Here is a 20,501-nt window from a genome sequence, read left to right as displayed (position 1 = left end):
GACGCCTTGGCGCCTTCCAAAGCGTTTTCGCTTTCTGCGAGAGCGATCGCTCCGGGAATTGCGGAATACTGCGTTGGCGAGATTCTTGGAGCGAGAGCGAGCCGCAGCGGAGCGGCGCTTGGCCGGCCTGTCGAATGAGCCGGCTAAAGAGGTCAACTGGTTCGATGACGTCGACGTCGCGGCTGCCGCGGGCCTCGCGTTGGAAGATGTCCTGTGGCCTCGTCAGACTGCAGCAACTATTGGCGACCGCTGGACCGCCGCTCGTTTTTGCATTGACTTGCTGCGCGCGCGCAGGAGCATATATGAGCAATTCCCATCCGCCCTGAGCGACGGCGCCGACAGCCCGTTCCTGGTGTGGTTGAAGAGGGTTGGGGTTTCGGAACTTGGGCTGACACCCGACGGTTTGGAGCAGATCACCGCGCTCCTAGGTTCGGACGTCGGAGCTCGAGCTCGCCGAGTCTTTCTCGACAACGACGAATTGCGACTCGTGATGCCGCATGGTTTGACGCCGGCGGGGCACAGAGGATTGTTTGGGTGGTTCATGCAGTTTGGTCGAACAGCGGGAGAGCTGCGACTTGAGGAAATATGGTGGTTGTTTCTGGTGGCGCGAGAGCAGGCCCCACTGGAACTAGCGCGGACGTATTGGTTTACGCCCTCGTGGCAGAGCCGCTTTCCGGATGGCTTGACGCATTTCGGCCGAGGGGCTTTCATTGCATGGTGTGAAAAGGCCTTCGGAATGCGCGGAGCGTGGTTGAAGGAGGTGTCATGGAGCGAACTGTTGCCGCCAGCAGACGAGCAGTTGCGAAACGCCTATTGGGCAAGGCCCGAGTGGCGTGATCTTCATCCACACGCCATGCAGGACGTCGCGGCCGCGCGCGCTTTCATTGAATGGTTGCGGTCGCCAAATGCCAGGCTTGCCCCCGAGGCGTCGATCTGGGTTCGGCAACTCGATGCGACTGCTCAAGCCGAGCAGTTGGCGGCGCTTGGCATCAACGTCGTCGGGCATTTCTGCTATCCGTCTGGGCTTCGTGTTTCCGCAGAGTCCATCGTCGAAGGATTGAGGCTTGCCGGCGTGCATACCTCGCTCCGTGATGTTCGAACCGATGTCGACGACGAACCCCGTCATATAGAGTTTCATGGCAGCGAGTGCCATGACATCACCCTTGTACACACGCAGCCGGAGCCGTTCTTCGAAACGGCCTATCGACGCGCCGATCTTCACGCACGCGCGCCTCGGACCTACCGTATTGGATACTGGTATTGGGAATTCGATTCGGTGCCGCCATCTTGGCAGACGCATGCTCAACAAGTCGACGAGGTTTGGACAGCCACGGAGTTCGTGGCGCGCGGGTTGCGAGAGCGTCTGTCTGTGCCTGTCAGGACACTATTTCCGGGTGTGCGTCTGGCGCCTTATCAGCGTCGCGAGCGGACGGCGTTTGGGTTGGACCCCGAAAGATTCACGTTCCTCTTTACCTTTCACATGATGAGCGTGATGGAGCGCAAGAATCCCTTGGGCCTTCTTCAGGCGTTCAAGCGCGCATTTGCCGAAGACGAGCCCGTTACACTGGTTCTCAAGACTTCTTTCGGCGATCGGCATCCCGAGCAGTTCGCGATGCTGGAGAATGCTGCGGTGGGCCGCAATGTTAGGTTGATCAACGAGGTCTACTCCCCAGATCACGTTCTGTCGCTGATGGACGCCTGTGATGCTTACGTTTCGTTGCACCGCAGCGAGGGACTGGGGTTGACGATGGCGGAAGCGATGCTCATGGGTAAGCCCGTCATCGCCACGAGATTCTCCGGCAACGTCGATTTCATGGACGATAGCAACAGCTTGCTCGTTTCATATGAGTTGGTCCGGCTCGACAAGCCAATCCCGCCTTATGACGTAGACCTTGAGTGGGCTGAGCCATCGGTCGAGCACGCTGCGCAACTCATGAGGCGCGTCTATGACAACCAAGTTTGGGCCCGTGAGTTGGGCCAAAGAGCCAAGTCGAGTGCCGAAGCCAATCTTTCGCTCGAGGTCGCAGGCCGAAGAATTGCGAAGCGTCTGGAGGAAATCAGAGCCCTGCGCAGGCATCCGCAGAGCTAAGCATGCGATCTATTGTTCGACGATTCGTCCATGCTCGAGATGGATTACGCGATTGCACTCCTTCGCAATCAACTCAGGTGAGTGCGAAGCGAGCACCAGAATGCCCGACTTGGACACTACGTCCCGCATCCGCTTTTCAGCTTTCTCTGTGAACTCTGCATCGCCGACTGATAGCCATTCGTCCATCAACAGGATGTCGGCCTCGACGCTAGTCGAAATCGAGAATGCCAGACGCATCATCATGCCCGTCGAATAGGTGCGCACCGGCATGTTGACGTATTCGCCCAGCCCACTGAACTCGCAGATTTCTGGCGTCAGCTTGTCGAGTTGCTTCTTGCTCATGCCCATGACGAGGCCGCGCAGCATGATGTTTTCGATGCCGGTGGCATCCATCTCGATGCCCAGCGATGGGTCAATCAGGCTCGCCACGGTACCTTGGCGCGTGAATTCGCCCGCGGATGGTTCGTAGACTCCGGCCAAGGTGCGCAGCAGCGTCGATTTGCCCGCACCGTTGTGTCCCACCAAGCCAAGCCGATCGCCGCTCTTGAGTTCGATGTTGACATCACTGAGCGCCTGCACGACTGTGACGCCGGTTTCCTTGCCGAAGCGGCCGCCTGTGACCGATGCTGCTAGCGTCTTCTTGAGCGACGCCGCGCCTGCCCCATAGATCGGGAAGTTGACTGCGACGTTTTTGAGGGAGATGAATGCCATGGGTCAGAGCCAATAAACGACGCGGCGACGGTATTTCGAAAAGAGGGCCGTGGACGTCGCGAGGCATACAACCGTCCAAACGAGGATGCCTAGCCAGCTGTGCAGTTCGGCGACGCCGCCCATCAACGGCGTACGTAGCAGGTCCAGCATCTGCGCAAAGGGGTTCCACAGGATGTACTGAGCACGCCCCGGAAGGCTTTCGGGAAGCCAGAAAACGGGCGTCAGGAACATCAGCATCTGCATCACGCTGGTCACGATCTGGGTCACGTCGCGGTAACGCGTGCAGATCAGGCCGAGCAGCAAGCCGAGGGCATGTGCGTTGATGACCAGGATCGCGAAGGCCGGCAGCACAAGTAGAGCCGACCATGACAGCGAAATGCCTGCCCAGAGCGCCACCGGGATATACAACACGATCTGGTGAGCGAACTGAATCAGGTTGCGCGCGATGCTGCGCCAGACGAACAGGCTGATCGGAAAGTAGCCTTGCTTGAGGTAGTTTGACGACCCGACGAAGGCGTTGCAGGCATCCGTGACTACGCTGGAGAAGAAGCCCCAGAAGATGATGCCCAGCGCAAGATGAGGAAAGAACTTGGAAAGCTCTGTGCCAAAAAGGGAGCTGTACAGCGGGCCCATGCCGCCGATCATTGCGCCCATGCTGAGCGTGAGCCACAGCGGCCCCAGCATCGAGCGCCGGTAGCGCAGAACGATATCGAACCAGGCCAAGGTCCACCAGATATCTGTTCGGCGGGTGCCTTCCCACCAGTCGGAGAGCGCACTTCGGTGAAGATTGGAATGAACTTGACTCATGCACGTCCGTAGGTGTCTGCGAGACGAACAATGTCGTCTTCGCCAAGGTAGTCGCCACACTGGACTTCGATGAGTACCAGCTCTTCTTGCCCTGTATTGGTCAAGCGGTGTTTCTCTCTCAATGGAATATAGCGGTACTGGCCGGGAAGGGTCTCATGCTCCACTTCGCCGATTTGCACGATGCCGCGCCCTCGAACCACAACCCAGTGTTCTGCGCGTTGATGGTGATACTGCAATGACAGCGATTCACCGGGTTTTACGGTGATGCGCTTCACTTTATAGCTGTCTTCTTCCTTCAGCGCAGCATAAGTCCCCCAGGGGCGATGGACCACTGCAGGCAGAGTGACGGCTTCGTGCTTTCGTTCTTTCAGAATGTCGACGACTTTCTTGACTTCCTGGGCGCTGCTTTTGTGGGCAACCAGCAAGGCATCAGGCGTGTCGACAATCACTAAGTCGTGCACGCCCAACGTGGCGACCAGCTTGGGGCCGTGGCTGTCGACTTGCACGTGGGTTCCCGTGGTGTCGATTGCAACAGCATCCGAAGGCATCGTGTTGCCGCTCGCGTCAGGGGTGTGCGCATGGGCAACTGACGGCCAGGAGCCCACGTCGCTCCAACTGAATTTGGCCGGTACCACATGAACGTTGTCTGCCGCTTCCATAACGGCATAGTCGATGCTGATGTCCGGTTGAAGTCCGAAGGAGTGCAGGTCGAACTGCATCGCGCCGTTGGCTTCCTGTGCCGAGTCGAGCGTTCTGCGCGCTGCCGCCAAAAGCTCGGGCGCATACTTTTCGAAGGCTGCGACGATGGCATCGGCCGTGAAGCAGAACATCCCGCTGTTCCAGTAATAGCGTCCGGTGGCCAGGTATTCCTGCGCAGTCTGGAGGTCGGGTTTCTCTACGAAACGCTTGACCGGCTGCGCTTCTCGCGAAACCTTGGCAACTTCGACATAGCCGAAGCCTGTGTCCGGACTGGTCGGGTTGATCCCGAAGACCACCAGGGCACCCTTTGTTGCGAGACGGAATGCCTGCTGCGCGCTGGCCACGAAGGCCTCGACGTCCGGCACCAGATGGTCGGCAGAGAGCACCAGCATGACCGTGTCGCCGCTGTACTGGCGGATGCATTGCAATGCCGCAAGAGCGATGGCCGGACCCGTGTTTCGGCCCTTGGGCTCGAGCAGCAGCGTCGTTTGAGGCGGGTCTACCATCTGGCCCAGCACGTCTTTCGTGAGGAAAAGGTGGTCCTTGTTGGTGACGATCATCAGGTCACCGGTCCCGCAGGCCTGACCGCGTTCGATGGCCTGCTGCAGCAGGGTCGACTCTCCAAGCTTCATGAACGGCTTGGGAAAAGCCTGCCGCGATGCTGGCCAAAGCCGGGAACCGGCTCCCCCCGAGAGCACAACTGAAAGGACGCGCATTTTTTATAGGTGTGTGAAGAAGAGGATAATTTTACCGGCTCCGGTTTCCGGGGCCGGTAACCAGTGGAAGCCGCTTCTTTCGTGATGACCTCGAGCAATGTCCAGTAAGCCCACGCTGCCAGCCGCGCAGCCCCATATCCGGCGACGCGGGCTTGAGGGCGGATTGAGCAGTGCGCAGCTTCAGCGCCAGATCGCGTTGCTCGAGCACGAGACAAAGTCCTTGAAAGCGCAGATGCAGGGGATGCAGCGGTCCACCAGCTGGCGCATCACGGCGCCGCTGCGCTGGGCGAGCCGGCATTTTCAACGCATCGTGCGGGGTGCGTCCTTGCCGCAGGTTGAGAAACGCGGAGACTACACCGATTGGGTCGAGCGCTACGACAGGATCGATGCGGCCGACTGCGATCGCAAGCACCGGGAAATCGATGCCTGGTCGAAGCGTCCGCGTTTGCTGCTGATGCCCGCGGGCGAATTGGGCGCAGGCTCGCTTGACGCACAGTTGTACAACGAATGGACGAGGCGGCCGGCCGGATCATTGCCCAGCGGCCTCAAGGCTGCGGCTAGCGCCGACTGGGTCATCTGGATTGAACCGGGCTGCACACTGCCGCCCCACGCGCTGCGGGCCATTGCCCAGCAGGTCGTTGCGCACCCCGAGGCTCGCCTGATCTATGCCGATGAAGACGAACTGGATGCGAACGGGCGGCGCATCAATCCCTTTTTCAAGCCCGACTGGAATCCGGACCTCTTCCTGGGGCGCAATCTCTTTTCCTCATGGGTTGCCATCGAGGCCCACCTGTTCGAGGAAGCCGGTGGAGTTCGTGCGGAGCTGCCGCCCCTCGAGCAGGGCTATGACCTCGCGCTGCGCTGTGTCGAGCGGGTTGGCAGCAAGCAGATACGCCACATCCCAAACGTGCTCGCCCACCGCAGTGCTTTCGAGGTCAAGTTCGCCGGCCGGCCGGAAGGCGTTGCGGTGCTGAATGCCCATTTCGAACGAACTGGCACCGCAGCCTGGGCCGAGGCCACGCAGTTTGGCTACCGTACCCACTATGCATTGCCATCTTCGCCGCCACTGGTCTCGTTGATCATCCCGACGCGCAACGCGTTGCCGCTGGTACGGCAGTGCATTGAAAGCATCGTGCTCGAGACGGACTACCCGAACTACGAAATCCTGCTGGTCGACAACGGATCGGACGACCCCGAAGCGCTGGCCTACTTCGCTGCGCTGGATGCGCAGCAGGGCATCACGGTCATCCGCGACGAGCGTCCGTTCAACTATTCGGTGCTGAACAATGCGGCGGTTGCAAGGGCGCGGGGCGAGCTTGTTGGGCTGCTCAACAACGACATCGAGGTCGTCTCGCCCGACTGGCTCGCAGAGATGGTGTCGATTGCCCTGCAGCCGGGAGTGGGTTCTGTCGGGGCGAAGCTGCTTTACCCCGACACGACTGTCCAGCACGGGGGCGTGATTCTCGGAGTCGGCGGCATTGCAGGCCACGCCCACAAGCACCTGGCGCGCTCGGATCCCGGCCACGGTGGGCGTGCGCAGCTCGCGCAGTCTTTCAGCGCCGTGACTGCCGCCTGCCTGGTCGTGCGCAAGGCGCTCTATGAGCAAGTGGGAGGGCTCGACGAGGCGCATCTTGGCGTCGCCTACAACGACGTAGACTTCTGCCTGCGTTTGCGCGAGGCTGGTTTCCGCAATGTCTGGACGCCCTGGGCCGAGCTGCTGCACCACGAATCGGCAACGCGTGGGCTCGAGGTGGCGGCCGAGTCGCGGAATCGGCTGGCGGCCGAGGCGGCGGTCATGCAGGACCGCTGGGGCAAGCTCATCGCGCACGATCCAGCCTACAACCCCAACCTGACGCTCGATAGCGAGGATTTCGATCTTGCGTGGCCGCCGCGTACATCCCTATGAACACCGCCCGTCCCCTCGAAGTCTCTGTCGCACTTTGCACGCACAACGGTGCTCGTTTTTTGCGCGAGCAGGTGCGCAGCATCTGCCTGCAGACCTTTCCGCCGGTCGAAATCGTGCTTTCAGACGATGCCTCCCGAGACGGCTCCGTAGAGGTAGTTCGCGCAACGGTTGCTGAATGCGCGGCCGAGCGACCCGGGCATCCCGTGGCGCTGCGGGTGTTCGAAAACGTCACCCCATTGCGGGTCGTCAAGAATTTCGAGCAGGCCATCAGTGCCTGCACCCGCGAACTGATTGCGCTGAGCGACCAGGACGACGTGTGGGCGCCCGATCGGCTTGCGCAAATGGCAATGCGCTTTCAGCAGGATGACAGTCTGCTGCTGTTGCACACCGATGCGCGCCTTGTCGACGCGGGTGGAAACGACCTTAACCAGTCCCTGTTCCACGCGCTCGAGGTCACCCGGTCCGAGGTCGAGCGTATCCATGGAGGCCGCGCTTTCGACGTGTTTCTTCGACGGAATCTCGTCACCGGAGCGACGACGGTATTTCGCCGGTCGCTGCTTGCAGACGCCTTGCCGTTGCCGGTCGAATGGGTCCACGACGAGTGGCTGGGCATCGTGGCATCGGCGGTGGGGCGAGTCGATTTTCTGGAGGAGCCGCTCATCGACTATCGGCAGCATGAATCCAACCAGATCGGTGCGCGGCGCGATACCTTCGTCGGCAAGGTCCGCAAGGCGCTCGCGTCGAGGGGAGATACGCATATCGAGCGTGCCATCAAGGCCGAGCTTCTCCTTGCGCGCCTGCTGCAGCTTGGCGACCGCGTCTCGCCAGAAATCATCGCCAAGGTCCGCAGCAAGATCGAGCATCAGCGTTTTCGGGCCGCATTGCCCGCGTCGCGGCTCGCGCGGTGCATCCCCATCTTTCGCGAAGCCATGACGGGCCGCTACGACAAGTTCGGCCGCGGCGTACGCGGCGTGGTTCGCGACCTTTTCGAATCTGTGTAGGCTCGCCCCAACAGAGTCAAGCCAAAAAACAATGACCCCAACGAACGCCCCCGCCGTGCCCGCCGTCGACTCCATGCCCCTGTGGCCCAGCGTGGTGGTGATCATCCCGTTCTACAACGGCGCCGATTTCATCGAGCGTTCGGTGCGCAGTGTGTTCGAGCAATCGGTACCTGCGGCCGAGGTGATCGTGGTGAACGACGGTTCGCGGCCGGAGGAGCGCGCGGCGCTCGACGGGCTTGCAAAGCGCTATCCCTTCCGCATCCTGGACAAGGAGAACGGAGGCCAGGGCTCCGCGCGCAATGCCGGAGTGGCAGCCTCCACCTCCGACTTCATCTGCTTCCTGGACCAGGACGATTTCTATCTGCCCAATCACATCGAGACGTTGGCGTCCTCGATCCCGCAGGACGACCGGCTGTTCGGCTTTGTCTATGCCGACCTGTATGAAGCCGACGCCGATGGAAACGTGATCCGTACCGGCGTTGTGAAGGAGCATGCGACGCATCCCAAGCGAAACATCAACGACCTGCTGCGGCACGACATGTTCGTGCTGCCCTCGGCCACGTTGATCAGCCGCAAGGCTTTCGAGGCGGTGGGTGGATTCGACTCGCAATTCATGGGCTTCGAGGACGATGACCTCTTCCTGCGCGTGTTCCGAAAGGGCTACAGCAACTACTTTGTCGACAAGGCCGTGACGGTGTGGTGCATCCATACGGCAAGCACCTCGTTCGGCATTCGCATGATCCGCAGCCGCTTCAAGTACTTCAAGAAGCTGGTGCAGATGTTCCCCGACGAGCACCAGCGCGGACGCTATTACTTCCGCGACTGCCTCGTGCCCCGGTTTCAGCCGTACTTCGTCAACCATGCGATCGAGTCGATCAAGAACGACGACCAGTACCGCGAGGAAATGACCGCGATCCTCTTCGAGTACGGCGCGATGGTGCTGGCCAACCCCTATGTCGGCCGCAAGAAAAAGCTGCGCCTGCGGGCGACGCTCTTTTTGCTGAAGCACAGCTCGCCCGGCATGGTGCGCCTGGTCGGGGCGATCACGCGGCTGCCGGGCGTGCGCAGCCTGCGAAAGCTCTATTCCTGAGCTCTAGCGCCCTGTGACCGGCACGGTTGCGGGTGTTTGCTGCTGCTTCTGCGTGCTCATCGCCACGTCGATGTACGTAGCAAACTTGCGAACGTACTCGGCCCGCAAGTGCCCCGCGTCCTTGTAGATCGGCGTGGCGTCGGCGTCCGCCCGGGTGCACTGGTTGCCTTTGCAAAGCGTCGGAATCGGGTCGATCACGATGGCGCCGCTGCGTATCGCGATCTGGCGCATGCGTTCGTGAAGGGCCCTTTGTGCTGAAACCCATTCCGTCGTGGGCGACATCGGCGCCACGCTCATGTTGCCGAGCCGCCCTCCCTTCACGAATTCTTCCGGCCCATACCCTTCCCCCACCGGATTGTCCAGCACCAGATAAACCTGTTTGTGCTTGGCAAGATTCGTCATCACCGCCTCCAGCATGTTGAGCGCAAGGTCCACGCCGCCGCCGCCCATGAAGCGGTGTTTGGTCTTGCCGTCGGAGTAGTAGTAACGGTCCGCGTCAGCGTTCGCGGCATTGGGCTTGCCGGTCTCCGAGAAGTAGCAGTTCCAGCAGCCGCCGAACACCACCGCATCGAACTTGTCGCTGATGGCCAGGCGCATGGCGCCATCGCGGCGCTCGCCGCACAGGTTGTTCTTTTCGTCGACCACGTTGGGAATGGGCGGGCAGGCGCCCCAGGTGGCGAAGGAGAGCGAATCGAGCGTGTCGGGCGCGATCTTGCTCAGTTCCACGGCGCGCGGGCCGTATTGCTCGATGTGGCTGTCGCCGAAGAGCAGCACCCGGCGCTTGCCGTGGCCGATCTGCTGGAGCACCTCGCCGTCGACCTTGATGGGGCTCAGCCCGTCCGGGTAGCCCCAGTCCTTGGCGGCCGCGGCCGTCTTGTTGAAGTAGGGGTCGCTGTGCCGCCCCACGTAGTAGCGCGTGGCCGCCAGGGTGCCCAGCACCACGAAGCCCACCATCAGCGCCACCAGCACCGAGATGACGGTGTCGTTCTCGCTGCGGCGCGTGCCGCGCTCGACGAAACGGTAGGTCAGCCAGGCCAGCACGACGGCCGCCAGCAGCATCAGCGCGCGCAGCCCGTTGGAGGGCAGGTCGCCCTCGACGATGCGCGCATACACCAGCAGCGGCCAGTGCCAGAGGTACAGCGGATAGCTGATCAGGCCGACCCATACCATCGGCTTCGAGGCGAGCACATAGCGGTTGAGCACGCCGGTCGGGCCGGCCGCGATGCAGTAGAACGCACCCAGCGTGGGCAGGATGGCCCAGAACCCCGGGAATGCCTTGCCGCCGCGGATGAACGCGAGGCCCAGGCCGATCAGCACCAGGCCGGCGATCGACTGCGCATGGCGGCCCCAGCCTGGCTTGGGCAGGGGGCGGTGCAGCCGCATGTACGCCAGCATGCCGCCGATCATCAGTTCCCAGAAGCGCGACAGCGGCGAATAGAAGGCCGCCGTGCGGTGGCTGTGGATGGTCGTGACGTTGAGCAGGAACGACAGGGCTGCCACCGTGCCCACCACCGCGAGCACGCGCCACTTGCGCTTCCAGGCCAGGCCCAGCAGCACGGGCCAGAAGATGTAGAACTGCTCCTCGATGGCCAGCGACCACAGGTGCAGCAGCGGCTTGGTCTCGGCCGCGTTGTCGAAGTAGCCGGCTTCGCTCCAGAAGGCGAAGTTCGAGACGAAGCCGGCGCCCGCCGCCACGTGCTTGCCGAGCTGCTCCCACTCGTGCGGCAGCAGTGCATACCAGCCGAAGGCAAAGGTGGCTGCCAGCACCAGCACCAGCGCCGGGAAGATGCGCTTCACCCGCCGGGCGTAGAACTCGCGGTAGCTGAACCCGTCGCCCTCGAAGCTGCCCAGGATGATGGTGGTGATCAGGAAGCCCGAGATGACGAAGAAGATGTCGACCCCGATGAAGCCGCCCTTGATCCACTGCGGAAACGCGTGGTAGCCGAGCACGGAAAGCACGGCGACGGCGCGCAGGCCGTCGATGTCGGGTCGGTACTTGGGATGGAGCAGGTGGGCGTGTTCCTGCGGGGCTGTCGGGCTGCTCGTGGTCGTCATCGTCGTGGTTGGGAGGGGACGGCGCCTGCGGTCTCTGCTGGCTTCCCGGCCCCGGATTGTCGGCGCAAACGCGGGGGCGGCTTTTTCAGGTCCCGCGGGAGCGGGCCCGCAGGTAGCGCCAGAACGCACCCGAGGTCCACACCTTGAACAGGCTGGTCACGTGCCAGTAGAGATGTTTTCTGCTGGTGCGGCTGGCGCGCTGGGCCTCGTGGCGCGCGAGCAGGTCTTCGCCCACCTGCAGCTTCCAGCCCGCCAGCTGGGTGCGGGCGCAGATGTCGAAGTCTTCGCCGTACATGAAGAAGCGCTCGTCGAAGCCCCCGATCTGGCGGTAGGCCTGGCTGCGGAACAGCATGAACAGGCCCGGAATCCAGTCCGGCACCGCCGGGCGCACGTACCCCGGCTTGCGCCGCGTGAGGATCTCGAGCGGCGTGATGATGGCGCGGTGCTGCTCGGGCGTGCTGCGGCCGGGCTCGAGGATGCGCGGCGTCAGCAGGCCGGCATCGGGCGCGGCCTGGGCCATCAGCGGCGCCAGCACGTCGCCGTCCAGGCGGATGTCGGGGTTGAGCACCAGGAACCACGGCGTATCGCAGTGCCCGAAGGCCTGGTTGTGGTTGGCGCCAAAGCCCTTGGGGCTGGCGTTTTCGATCCGCTCGACCGCAAAACCCCAGTCCAGGCCGGCCAGCACGTCGGGTTCGGGGATGTTCAGCGTGAGCACGACCTTGGCGGTCGAACTGCGGCAGAAACGGTCCAGCTGCTCGAGCAGCGGGCGCACCAATGCCAGCTGGCCGTGGCTGACGATCGAAATGGTGATCGGGGGGGAAGAAGAGGAAGGAGGCGCTGGCATGGTCTAATTTCGCTCGGGAATTCTAGGGTTCCCCAACACCCACACATGATTGCTCTGATCGTCATCAGTTTCTTCGTCTCCGCCTTCGGGGTCCAGGTGTTCATGCGCCGCGCGCGCAGGCACGCCCGGCTCTATGGCGCCGACATGCCCCAGCGCTTCCACAAGGGCCACGTGCCGCGGCTCGGGGGGGCGGGCATCCTGCTCGGCATGGGCGTGGCCTGGATGGCCTCTGGCATCACCGGCACCGACCCGTTCAACGTGTCCTGGCCGCTCAAGACCTCGATGCTCACGCTGCTGTGCATCGCGCCGGCGGTCCTCGGCGGCATCGTCGAAGACGTGACACAGAACGTCAAGGTGCGCTGGCGGCTGGCGCTGACCATCGGCTCTGCGCTGCTCGCGTGCTGGGTGCTGGGCCTGGGCCTGTCGCGCACCGGCATCGAGGCGGTCGACGGCTGGTTGGCCATGGTGCCGTACGGCGCCGTGCTGTTCGCGGCTCTGGCCATCGGCGGGCTGCCGCATGCCTTCAACATCATCGACGGCTACAACGGGCTGGCAGGCACGGTGGCGGTGCTGGTGTGCCTTGCCATTTCGCACGTGGCGCTGCAGGTGGGCGACCGCCAGCTCGCGGCCATGATGGTCTGCCTGGTCGGCGCCACCATCGGCTTCCTGATCTGGAACTATCCGCGCGGCAAGATCTTTGCCGGCGACGGCGGCGCCTACGTGTGGGGCATGGTGATTGCGCTGGCCTGCGTGACGCTGGTGCAGCGCCACCGCGTCGTCTCGCCGTGGTTCCCGATGCTGCTGCTGATCTACCCGGTCTGGGAGACGCTGTTCTCCATCTACCGCAAGCTGGCGCGCGGGCAGTCGCCTGGCACCGCCGACGCGCTGCACTTCCACCAGCTGATCTTCCGGCGCATCGTGCGTGTGGCGTTCGCGGACGACGAGGCGCGCCAATTGCTCGCCCGCAACAACCGGACCTCGCCCTACCTCTGGATGTTCGCCGCGCTGTCGGTGGTGCCGGCCGTGCTGTTCTGGAACAACACGATCGTGCTGATGCTGTTCTGCCTGCTGTTCGTCACGACCTACGTGGGCGCCTACCTGATGATCGTGCGATTCAAGGTGCCGCGCTGGCTGCGCCCGTGACGGCTTCCTTGCTGCAAGAATTCCTTCCTCCCATCGTCCTCACCGTTTTGGAGCCCGCCCGCCCATGACCGATCCCGTCCTCAACATTCCCCCGCGCGACAAGGCCGAGATCCTGGCCCAGGCGCTGCCGTACATCCGCAAGTTCCACGGCAAGACCATCGTCATCAAGTACGGCGGCAACGCCATGACCGATCCAGCCCTGCAGGCCGACTTCGCCGAAGACGTGGTGCTGCTCAAGCTGGTCGGCATGAACCCGGTGGTGGTGCACGGTGGCGGCCCGCAGATCGAGGCGGCGCTCAACCGCCTGGGCAAGAAGGGCAGCTTCATCCAGGGTATGCGCGTGACCGATGCCGAGACCATGGAGGTGGTCGAATGGGTGCTGGCCGGCGAGGTGCAGCAGGACATCGTGGGCCTGATCAACCAGGCCGGCGGCAAGGCCGTGGGCCTGACCGGCCGCGACGGCGGCATGATCCGCGCGCAGAAGCTCAAGATGGCGGACCGCGCCGACCCCACCCTGCACCACGACGTGGGCCAGGTGGGCGACATCGTCTCCATCGACCCCAGCGTGGTCAAGGCGCTGCAGGACGACGCCTTCATTCCCGTGGTGAGCCCGATCGGCTTCGGCGAGGAGAACGAGAGCTACAACATCAACGCCGACGTGGTGGCCGGCAAGCTTGCCACCGTGCTCAAGGCCGAGAAGCTCATGCTCCTGACCAACACGCCCGGCGTGCTCGACAAGGACGGCAATCTGCTCACCAACCTGAGCGCGCGCGAGATCGACGACCTGTTTGCCGACGGCACCATCTCGGGCGGCATGCTGCCCAAGATCGAGGGCGCGCTCGATGCGGCCAAGAGCGGCGTCAACGCCGTGCACATCATCGATGGCCGCGTGCCGCACGCGATGCTGCTCGAGATCCTGACCGACCAGGCCTACGGCACGATGATCCGCGCGCGCTGAGGCCGCAGCCTCAGCCGTTCACGTTCACCCTCCCAACCGCGGGTTTCCGGCCCAGGAATTCGAACCCCGCGGCGCCCACCTCCTGCACCGACTGCGGCAGCTTCTCGAAATCGGTCCAGAGCGGCGTGCCGCGCAGCGACGGATCGCGCCACAGGTCCACGAGCTCGCCCGCGGGGGCCTCCCGGAAGCGTTCCGCGGCCTCGTCGGACACGTTGGCGCGCAGCGCCTGCTCGCACTCCGACGCCAGCCAGCTGACGGAGTGATTCGGCGCGAAATTCTCCGACACCCGCACGCGCTCGGCCTCGAACTCGCGGAACCACTGCTCCAGCCCGTAGCGGGTGCAGTTGAAGAAGTGCCAGGGCCGCTCGTGCAGCGGCTGCATGAAGGCCGTGCGCACTAGGATGCGGCCGCCGGGCTTGAGCACCCGCAGGAGCTCCGCCGCCACCTTCTGCGGTTCGCGGTAGTGCTCGAAGGCGTTCATGACGATCGCCGCATCGAAGACCGCGTCGTCGAACGGCAGCACGTGGGCGTCCGCGACCACGTCGGTGTGCCTGAACAGGCTGTACTCGACTTCGACCAGGTTCTCGATCTTTTCCTGCGAGCCTCCGCCGCTGAGATTCAGCACCCACCCCTTGGTGCTCTTTGCGAGCTTCAGGGCTTCGGGCGGCAGCGCATTGCTGACGTGCTCGGCGGGCTTGACCTCAGGCTCGCCGATGTCCTCGCAAAGAACCGCCCGGCCCTGGACGACGGGCCAGCGCCGCCAGCCGTCCACGGTCACCAGCGCGCCGCTTGCCGCATCGGCCGTCAGCTTGAGCCCGGTCTTGGGGCAGCGAAGAATCGGCAGCAGCGCCTGGAGCCGCGACTTCGCGCCGTCGTCGCTCAGCGCCACCTGCAGCGCCGGCGGCTTGCGCGCGAGCCGCTCGTCGATCAGCGACACCCAGGGATACTGGGCCTTGAAGTTCTCGATCAGCCGCTGGTAATTCTGCGGGACCGTCGTCTCGGCCTTGAGCATCGAGCCCGCATGCACGCGGTAGTCCGCGAGCGTTTGTGCCTCCCACACGCCGCGCTGGCCCTGCTCCGCGAGCCGGCACCAGAAGTCGAAGTCTTCCCAGCCGTGGCGAACGTGGTTGTAGCCCCCGACGATCGCCCACGCCTCCTTCGAGACCAGCGCCATCGCATCGATGTAGTTGCCGGCCACAAAGCGCTGTGGCTCGTAGCGGGAGTCGCCCAGCAGCGCACTGGAGGCGCCGAAGTGCTGGATGGTCGGGTAGGCGAAGGCCACGCGCTCGGTGCGGATGGCGCGGCGCAGCTCCTCGCAGCATTTCGGGCGCAGCCGGTTGTCCGCATCCAGCGGCAGCACGTAGGGGCTGTCCGCGAGGTGGAAGCCTGCATTGCGCGTGAGGCCCAGGCCGCTGTTGGCCTCATGCCGGGCAACTGCCACGCGGTTGAAGCGCCTGGCGTGCTGCCGGACCCATGCCAGCACGGCGTCCAGCGAGCCGTCGGTCGAACAGTCGTCCACCACCACCAGGTCCAGCACCGCGAGCGTCTGGGCACACACGGATTCCAGCGCCTCGACGATGAACTGCTCGTAGTTGTAGAGCGGAATGACGACCGTGACATCCGCGAGCTCGACCTCTTCGGCCCGGTGCTCGAACAGCACTTCCAGTGGCATCAGCTGGGGCCGGCGGATTGGCGCAGAACGCACGCGCGCATCGAGCGCGAAGGCCCGCGCGGCCAGCGCATCACCTTGCAGCTGGTCGAGCACCCGGCCGAACTGCGCGGCCCGCTGCAGCGGGCCGTACGAGGCCATCGCGCGCAGGAACGCGGCCGAGCCGATGCTGGCCCTCAGCGCAGGGTCTGACGCCAGCGCCGACAGATGGTGGTACCAGTCGTCGGCGCTCGGGGCCAGAAAGCCCGACACGCCGTGCTCGATCGCCCGCGTGAACGGCCCGGTCGGCGATGCGATGGTGGGAACGTCGACCAGCGCGGCCTCGAAGAACTTCAATTCGCTCTTGGCCTCGCAGAAGGGGTTGCCGAATTCCAGCGGAGCGATGTTGATGTCGAAGCGCGCAATTTCGCGCGGCAGTGTCTCCAGGGTCTGGAAGGGCCGCCATTCGATGCGGTGCGCCAGGCCGGCCATCACCGGATATTCCTCCACGTCGACCAAGCGCATGCCGGACTCGGTCTGGAACAGCACCAGACGGCACAGCTCGTTTTCGCGCAGCACGCGCGCGATCGCCTCGATGGCCAGGCCCAGGTCGCGCTGGTGCGTCCGCGATCCGCCGGCATAGCCGATGCGCACCAGGTTATCGGTGCGCGCGCTGCGCCACTGCCTCGCACTGCGGCGCGACAGCTCGAAGGTCTGGTCGTCGAAGCCGTTGAACAGCACATGGGTGGACTTGCCCGCCCAGCGCATGTGGTAGGCCAGTTCCTGCGTGCTGGCAATGCAGACGTCGGCCGCGAGCATGGACCTGCGTACGCTCGCGAAGAGCTCGCGCACCGCGGCTTCCGGATGGGCGTTGGAGCGGATGCCGTCGATCACCTTGGTGTCGGCCAGGTCCGGCTCGATCATCAGGTCGTCGATGTCAAACACTACCTTCTTGCCCTGCGCATGCATCAGCCCGATGGCTTTTTCGAGGGCGGAGCTCCACTGGGTGCGCCAGAGAATCATCACGTCGTGCCGCGAGGTCAGCTCGAGCCGCGCCTCCAGCTCTTCCTGCCGGACCCATTCCGCCGGCACGCCGTTCATCCGCGCAGCCTCGATGTAGCGCGCCACGCGGTACAGATGGCCGGGCGTATCCGCCTCGCCCGAGACATAGAAGATCGAGAACACCCGGCTCGGCAATACAGGAAGGGGCGGCGGCTCCGTGTCGTCGCTGCCGAGCAGGCCGGCGCGCCGCCCCTCTCGGGCGCCGACCAGCATGTAGTGAAGCAGCGGGTTGAAGCCCGCCGCGTCCCCGTAGCGCGCTGTGTATTCGGTGCCCGAGAACCACGGGCCGGGCTGGCGCCCTTCGGCCGCGCCGTGGGTGACGTAGTGCTCCGCGGGGTCCGTGCCGGCCGATGCGACGTCGGAGTAGGTCTTCAGGTACCACTCGCGATCGAAGTAGGGCGAGAACCGGACGATCTCCACCGCGCCCAGGTCCACCCGCTTGCCGGCAAGGCGGCGGGCAAGCAGCCGCAGACGCCTGCGCAGCTTGGCCTTGACGCTCAGGGACGGGTCCACCCGCAGGCGCGTGAAGCGCTCCATCAGCGATTCGACCCGGTCTTCCTTCCGGTCGGCGAGGTTCTTCCAGGCCAGCGCGGTGCGCTGCTGCAGGCTCCTGGCGTCGCTGGTCTCGTTCAGGTCATCGCGGGTCTTGTTCAGGTCGGAGGCCAATTGCGCCACGACATTCCGCAGCTCCGCCACGCGCCGGTTCGCCTGCTCGTGGGCGAAGCCGGTTGCGCGGGCGGCGGCTTCGGCCTGGGCGGCCTTCGCCTGCGCATCGCTGGCCTGCCGGTTCAGGTCTTCCAGCTGCGCGGCCTTCTCGGCCACCTCGTGGGCCAGGGCGTCCAGCTTGCCTTCGGCGCTGGCGCGGGCCTCGGCCTCGGCCGCGCGGGCGGCCGCCACCTGGGCCAGTTCCGCTTCCACCGGCGCGCGCTGGGCATGGGCCTCGTGGATGCGCTGATGCAGTTCGGCCGAACCGAGCTGTTCGCGCGTGGTGACGAACCAGCGCGCGCCCAGATGCGAGAAGCGCGACCTGGCGGCGTCGGCGCGCTCGGGCTCGAGGTTGCACAGCGCCATGGCGGCGGCCGGCGCGCGGTCGCCCACGGCCAGCACGCCGAGGCCGTGGCCGTGCAGGAATTCGAACGAGGGATAGTGCCGCGCCTGCTCGGCGAAGAAGCGGAAGACGCCGAAATTGCCGCTGCGCACATTGGTGTCGTGGAACAGCACCACGGCCTTGTCCGACAGCTTGGGAAGCCAGGTCTCGAAGTCGTGCTTGACCGCCTCGTAGGTGTGGAAGCCGTCGATGTGCAGCAGGTCGACGGAGCCGTCGGCAAAGTACGGCAGGGCGTCGTCGAAGGTGGACTTGAGGAGTTCGGAGAAGGCGCTGAAGTGCTTGTCGTGGAAGTCGCGCAGCTCGTGGTAGACCTGCGCGTCGAAGTGCCCGGCATGCTCGTCTCCGGCCCAGGTGTCCACGGCGTAGCAGCGCGTGGCCGACTTGAGCCGCGCGACGGCCTCGCAGAACGCCGCGTACGACACGCCGTTGTGCGTGCCCAGTTCCACCAAGAGGTCCGGCTTGCAGGCGGCCACGATCCAGAACGCGAACGGCGTGTGGGTCCACCAGGCGCTGGCCTTGCCGAGCAGGTGCGGCGTCCAGAAAAGCGGATCCAGCACCGGGTGCGTCAGCACGTCGAGCGACCTGTCGACCGTCGGAAGAATGAGGGTGGGTTCTTTCATTTGTATTCCTGCCCGGACGAGTCCGGGCCTCCGCTAGAAAGTCGATGAAACCGCCGCGCCGCCTCAGCGCGCGAGCTGCCAATGCTGGCAGGCGCTGGGGGCCAGGCGCGCGCCGGTGACCCAGTCCAGCTGGACATTCGGGTTGTGATAGGGGTCGTGCTCGAAGCGATCGATCCACTTGGCGCTGGCATGCGCCTGCTCGCGCGCTGCCCGCTGCTGCTTCTCTTCGGAAACATGGTCGTGCCCGCGCGAGGCGCTCTCCAGGTGCAGCAGCGAGGCAAACGGCGTGCAGATGTTGCGGTAGCCCGCATCGTTCACCTTCAGGCACAGGTCGATGTCGTTGTAGGCCACCGGCAGGTGCTCGCCGTCGAAGCCGCCCACCTGCTCGAACACCGAGCGCCGAACCGCAAGACAGGCTCCCGTGACCGCCAGGTAGTCGCGCGTGCCGGCGAGCCGCCCGTCCAGGCCGGTGTCGGCGGCGCCATCGGTGCGGCAGACATGCATCGCCAGCGGGCCGTGCTGCAGCATGACGCCGGCATGCTGGACCGTGCCGTTGCCGTACAGGAGCTTGGCGCCCACGCAGCCGATGTCCGGCCGCATGGCTTCGCCGACCATCTCCCTGAGCCATCCGCCATCGAGGATCTCGATGTCGTTGTTCAGGAAGAGCAGCACCTCTCCGGTCGAGGCTTGCACGCCGGTGTTGTTGATGGCCGAGAAATTGAACGGGCCAGGCACGCGCAGCACGCGCACGCGAGGGTCCGCGGCCAGCTCGGCGAAGAGGGACAGCGTCGCCGGCTCGACGCTGTCGTTGTCGAGGATGAGGACTTCGAAATCCGGATAGTCGGTCTTGCGCAGCAGGCCGTCCAGGCAGGTCCTCACCAGATGGGCGCGGTCGCGCGTCGGCACGAGCACGCTGACCCGTGGCGCGGGGCTGGGCAGTGGGCGGCGGACATGGTTGACGAACTCCGCGATCGGCGAGGGCCGCACCTCGGCCGCCATACCCGTCTGCCGGAACGCCGCTTCAGCCGCCACTCGCCGGGCCGCCGCTGCATAGGCCTCGACGGCCTGCCGGGTGTCGCTCGCATCGATGATCGGCGGAACCTGCCGGTGGTACAGCACCGAGGGAATATGGCGCACCTGGCTGCAGGGCAGCGGCATCGCCACCCTGCAGTGCAGGTCGTAGCTGGCGGCCGGCTCGAATTCGGCGCGAAAGCCTCCGGCCTCCAGGACGTTGGCGCGCTTCATCACGCACAGGCCGTCCAGCAGGTCGAAGCCGAGCTGGGCCTCGGGGTCCCATGCCGACTTGAAGCGCGGCTTGCAGCGGGCCTGGCCCTCGGCGCTCCAGTCCTCGTCCGCATAGATGACCGCCGCATCGGGCCATTTCGCGAGCGTGAGCTGGATCGACGAAACGGCCTGCGCAGCGAGCCGGTCGCCCGCGAGGATCACACCGAACCAGGGTTCGGCCGTGTGCGCGAGCGCGAGCTTCTGCAGTTCGAGCCGGCTGGCCGGCGCGCTCGCGGCCACCAGCCGCACGTTGATCGAATCGCGAACGAACAGGAGCGCACGGGCGGCCGCTTCGGCGCGCGAAGGCTCGCAGGCCACCACCACGTCGAAGCGATGGCACAGTTGCGCGGCGAGCGAAGCCAGCGTGTTGCGCAATGCCTCGTCGCTGCCGCTGTCGGCAACGGCGAAGGTCAAGCCCTCGCGGTACGGAAGATTCTCCAGCTCAGAGCGAAGCGCCGGCTGTTCTGCCTTGTGGCGGGACGCTTCTTCGCGTGTCCACGCGCTGTAGGCGGTGTCGGTGAAGGCAGAGAACCGGCACGCCGCGGCCCATTGGGCGTATCGCGCTTGATCAATCGGCAAATCATTCCCCCTACTCTGCAAAGAGATGGCACAACCCTCGGGGCTTGCCGGCATGCAGAGCCCCCCATCAATTCAGAATAGCGAGGCGAAAGATTGCTTTGGGTAACAATCGACTTAACATTTGTTGCGGCCGGGTTCCGGGGTGTGCATTCGTTACATGCCCGGTGGCACCTGAGGGCCT

At 64.6% G+C, this 20,501-nt stretch carries 13 protein-coding genes; 6 read left to right on the top strand and 7 right to left on the bottom strand.

The window, feature by feature from the left end:
- The first annotated feature begins 118 nt into the window (after positions 1–118).
- A complete protein-coding gene (locus FB547_RS11205) occupies positions 119–2,089 on the top strand; it encodes a glycosyltransferase family 4 protein (RefSeq protein WP_261380263.1) in 1,971 nt (656 codons plus the stop codon).
- 9 nt (positions 2,090–2,098) lie between these two features.
- On the opposite strand, the gene FB547_RS11200 is transcribed toward FB547_RS11205, so the two are convergent.
- From FB547_RS11200 to FB547_RS11190, 3 genes are read right to left on the bottom strand one after another with little or no spacing between them, the layout of a single operon-like run.
- The gene (locus FB547_RS11200; RefSeq protein ID WP_012745917.1) at positions 2,099–2,800 is read right to left on the bottom strand and encodes an ABC transporter ATP-binding protein; all 702 of its coding nucleotides are present in this window, start codon (positions 2,798–2,800) and stop codon (positions 2,099–2,101) included.
- A 3-nt stretch (positions 2,801–2,803) separates the two neighbouring features.
- Positions 2,804–3,607, bottom strand: a complete 804-nt coding sequence (locus tag FB547_RS11195) for an ABC transporter permease (protein ID WP_145742219.1) — start codon at positions 3,605–3,607, stop codon at positions 2,804–2,806.
- Positions 3,604–5,022 (bottom strand): mannose-1-phosphate guanylyltransferase/mannose-6-phosphate isomerase, encoded by a 1,419-nt coding sequence (locus FB547_RS11190; RefSeq protein ID WP_145742217.1) that lies wholly within the window; start codon positions 5,020–5,022, stop codon positions 3,604–3,606. The genes FB547_RS11195 and FB547_RS11190 overlap by 4 nt, the downstream gene beginning before the upstream one ends.
- 163 nt (positions 5,023–5,185) lie before the next feature.
- Here FB547_RS11190 and FB547_RS11185 point away from each other — a divergent pair, with 163 nt between their 5' ends.
- Genes FB547_RS11185 through FB547_RS11175 form a run of 3 tightly spaced genes read left to right on the top strand, consistent with a single transcriptional unit; the run spans position 5,186 to position 9,019 of the window.
- Positions 5,186–6,928, top strand: coding sequence for a glycosyltransferase family 2 protein (locus FB547_RS11185; RefSeq protein ID WP_261380262.1), 1,743 nt, complete (start codon positions 5,186–5,188; stop codon positions 6,926–6,928).
- Complete coding sequence (locus FB547_RS11180) at positions 6,925–7,929, top strand: glycosyltransferase family 2 protein (RefSeq protein WP_145742215.1); 1,005 nt, start codon at positions 6,925–6,927, stop codon at positions 7,927–7,929. The genes FB547_RS11185 and FB547_RS11180 overlap by 4 nt, the downstream gene beginning before the upstream one ends.
- A gap of 31 nt (positions 7,930–7,960) precedes the next feature.
- Positions 7,961–9,019 carry a glycosyltransferase family 2 protein gene (locus tag FB547_RS11175; RefSeq protein WP_145742213.1) on the top strand — a complete coding sequence of 353 codons (1,059 nt, stop codon included), beginning with the start codon at positions 7,961–7,963 and terminating at the stop codon, positions 9,017–9,019.
- Positions 9,020–9,022: 3 nt separating this feature from the next.
- Here the strand turns inward: FB547_RS11175 and FB547_RS11170 are convergent, their stop codons facing one another.
- A complete protein-coding gene (locus tag FB547_RS11170; RefSeq protein ID WP_145742211.1) occupies positions 9,023–11,074 on the bottom strand; it encodes an acyltransferase family protein in 2,052 nt (683 codons plus the stop codon).
- An 85-nt stretch (positions 11,075–11,159) separates the two neighbouring features.
- Positions 11,160–11,918 carry a glycosyltransferase family 2 protein gene (locus FB547_RS11165; RefSeq protein ID WP_145742209.1) on the bottom strand — a complete coding sequence of 253 codons (759 nt, stop codon included), beginning with the start codon at positions 11,916–11,918 and terminating at the stop codon, positions 11,160–11,162.
- Between the two features lie 45 nt (positions 11,919–11,963).
- Between FB547_RS11165 and FB547_RS11160 the strand changes: the two genes are divergently transcribed.
- Positions 11,964–13,061, top strand: a complete 1,098-nt coding sequence (locus FB547_RS11160) for a glycosyltransferase family 4 protein (protein ID WP_145742207.1) — start codon at positions 11,964–11,966, stop codon at positions 13,059–13,061.
- Positions 13,062–13,125: 64 nt separating this feature from the next.
- Complete coding sequence (gene argB, locus FB547_RS11155) at positions 13,126–14,019, top strand: acetylglutamate kinase (RefSeq protein WP_145742205.1); 894 nt, start codon at positions 13,126–13,128, stop codon at positions 14,017–14,019.
- Between the two features lie 10 nt (positions 14,020–14,029).
- Here argB and FB547_RS11150 read toward each other — a convergent pair whose 3' ends face one another.
- Together FB547_RS11150 and FB547_RS11145 are read right to left on the bottom strand one after the other, a co-directional pair.
- On the bottom strand, positions 14,030–18,457 hold the full coding sequence (locus FB547_RS11150; RefSeq protein WP_145742203.1) for a class I SAM-dependent methyltransferase: 4,428 nt from the start codon (positions 18,455–18,457) through the stop codon (positions 14,030–14,032).
- 63 nt (positions 18,458–18,520) lie between these two features.
- Entirely contained in the window at positions 18,521–20,155 is a 1,635-nt protein-coding gene (locus tag FB547_RS11145; protein WP_261380261.1) for a glycosyltransferase family 2 protein, read from the bottom strand.
- Positions 20,156–20,501 lie beyond the last annotated feature (346 nt).

The sequence above is a fragment of the Variovorax beijingensis genome (genome assembly GCF_007828835.1).
In the GTDB taxonomy this organism is placed as follows: domain Bacteria; phylum Pseudomonadota; class Gammaproteobacteria; order Burkholderiales; family Burkholderiaceae_C; genus Variovorax; species Variovorax beijingensis_A.
The sequence above is the reverse complement of the archived record's forward strand: the minus strand, read 5'-3'. Positions and strand labels throughout refer to the sequence as shown.

Excerpts from the sequence above, each read along its gene's own strand:
- FB547_RS11200 (WP_012745917.1), bottom strand. The coding sequence starts at position 2,800 with ATGGCATTCATCTCCCTCAAAAACGTCGCAGTCAACTTCCCGATCTAT.
- FB547_RS11195 (WP_145742219.1), bottom strand. The coding sequence starts at position 3,607 with ATGAGTCAAGTTCATTCCAATCTTCACCGAAGTGCGCTCTCCGACTGG.
- FB547_RS11190 (WP_145742217.1), bottom strand. The coding sequence starts at position 5,022 with ATGCGCGTCCTTTCAGTTGTGCTCTCGGGGGGAGCCGGTTCCCGGCTT.
- FB547_RS11180 (WP_145742215.1), top strand. The coding sequence starts at position 6,925 with ATGAACACCGCCCGTCCCCTCGAAGTCTCTGTCGCACTTTGCACGCAC.
- FB547_RS11175 (WP_145742213.1), top strand. The coding sequence starts at position 7,961 with ATGACCCCAACGAACGCCCCCGCCGTGCCCGCCGTCGACTCCATGCCC.
- FB547_RS11170 (WP_145742211.1), bottom strand. The coding sequence starts at position 11,074 with ATGACGACCACGAGCAGCCCGACAGCCCCGCAGGAACACGCCCACCTG.
- FB547_RS11165 (WP_145742209.1), bottom strand. The coding sequence starts at position 11,918 with ATGCCAGCGCCTCCTTCCTCTTCTTCCCCCCCGATCACCATTTCGATC.
- FB547_RS11160 (WP_145742207.1), top strand. The coding sequence starts at position 11,964 with ATGATTGCTCTGATCGTCATCAGTTTCTTCGTCTCCGCCTTCGGGGTC.
- argB (WP_145742205.1), top strand. The coding sequence starts at position 13,126 with ATGACCGATCCCGTCCTCAACATTCCCCCGCGCGACAAGGCCGAGATC.
- FB547_RS11150 (WP_145742203.1), bottom strand. The coding sequence starts at position 18,457 with ATGAAAGAACCCACCCTCATTCTTCCGACGGTCGACAGGTCGCTCGAC.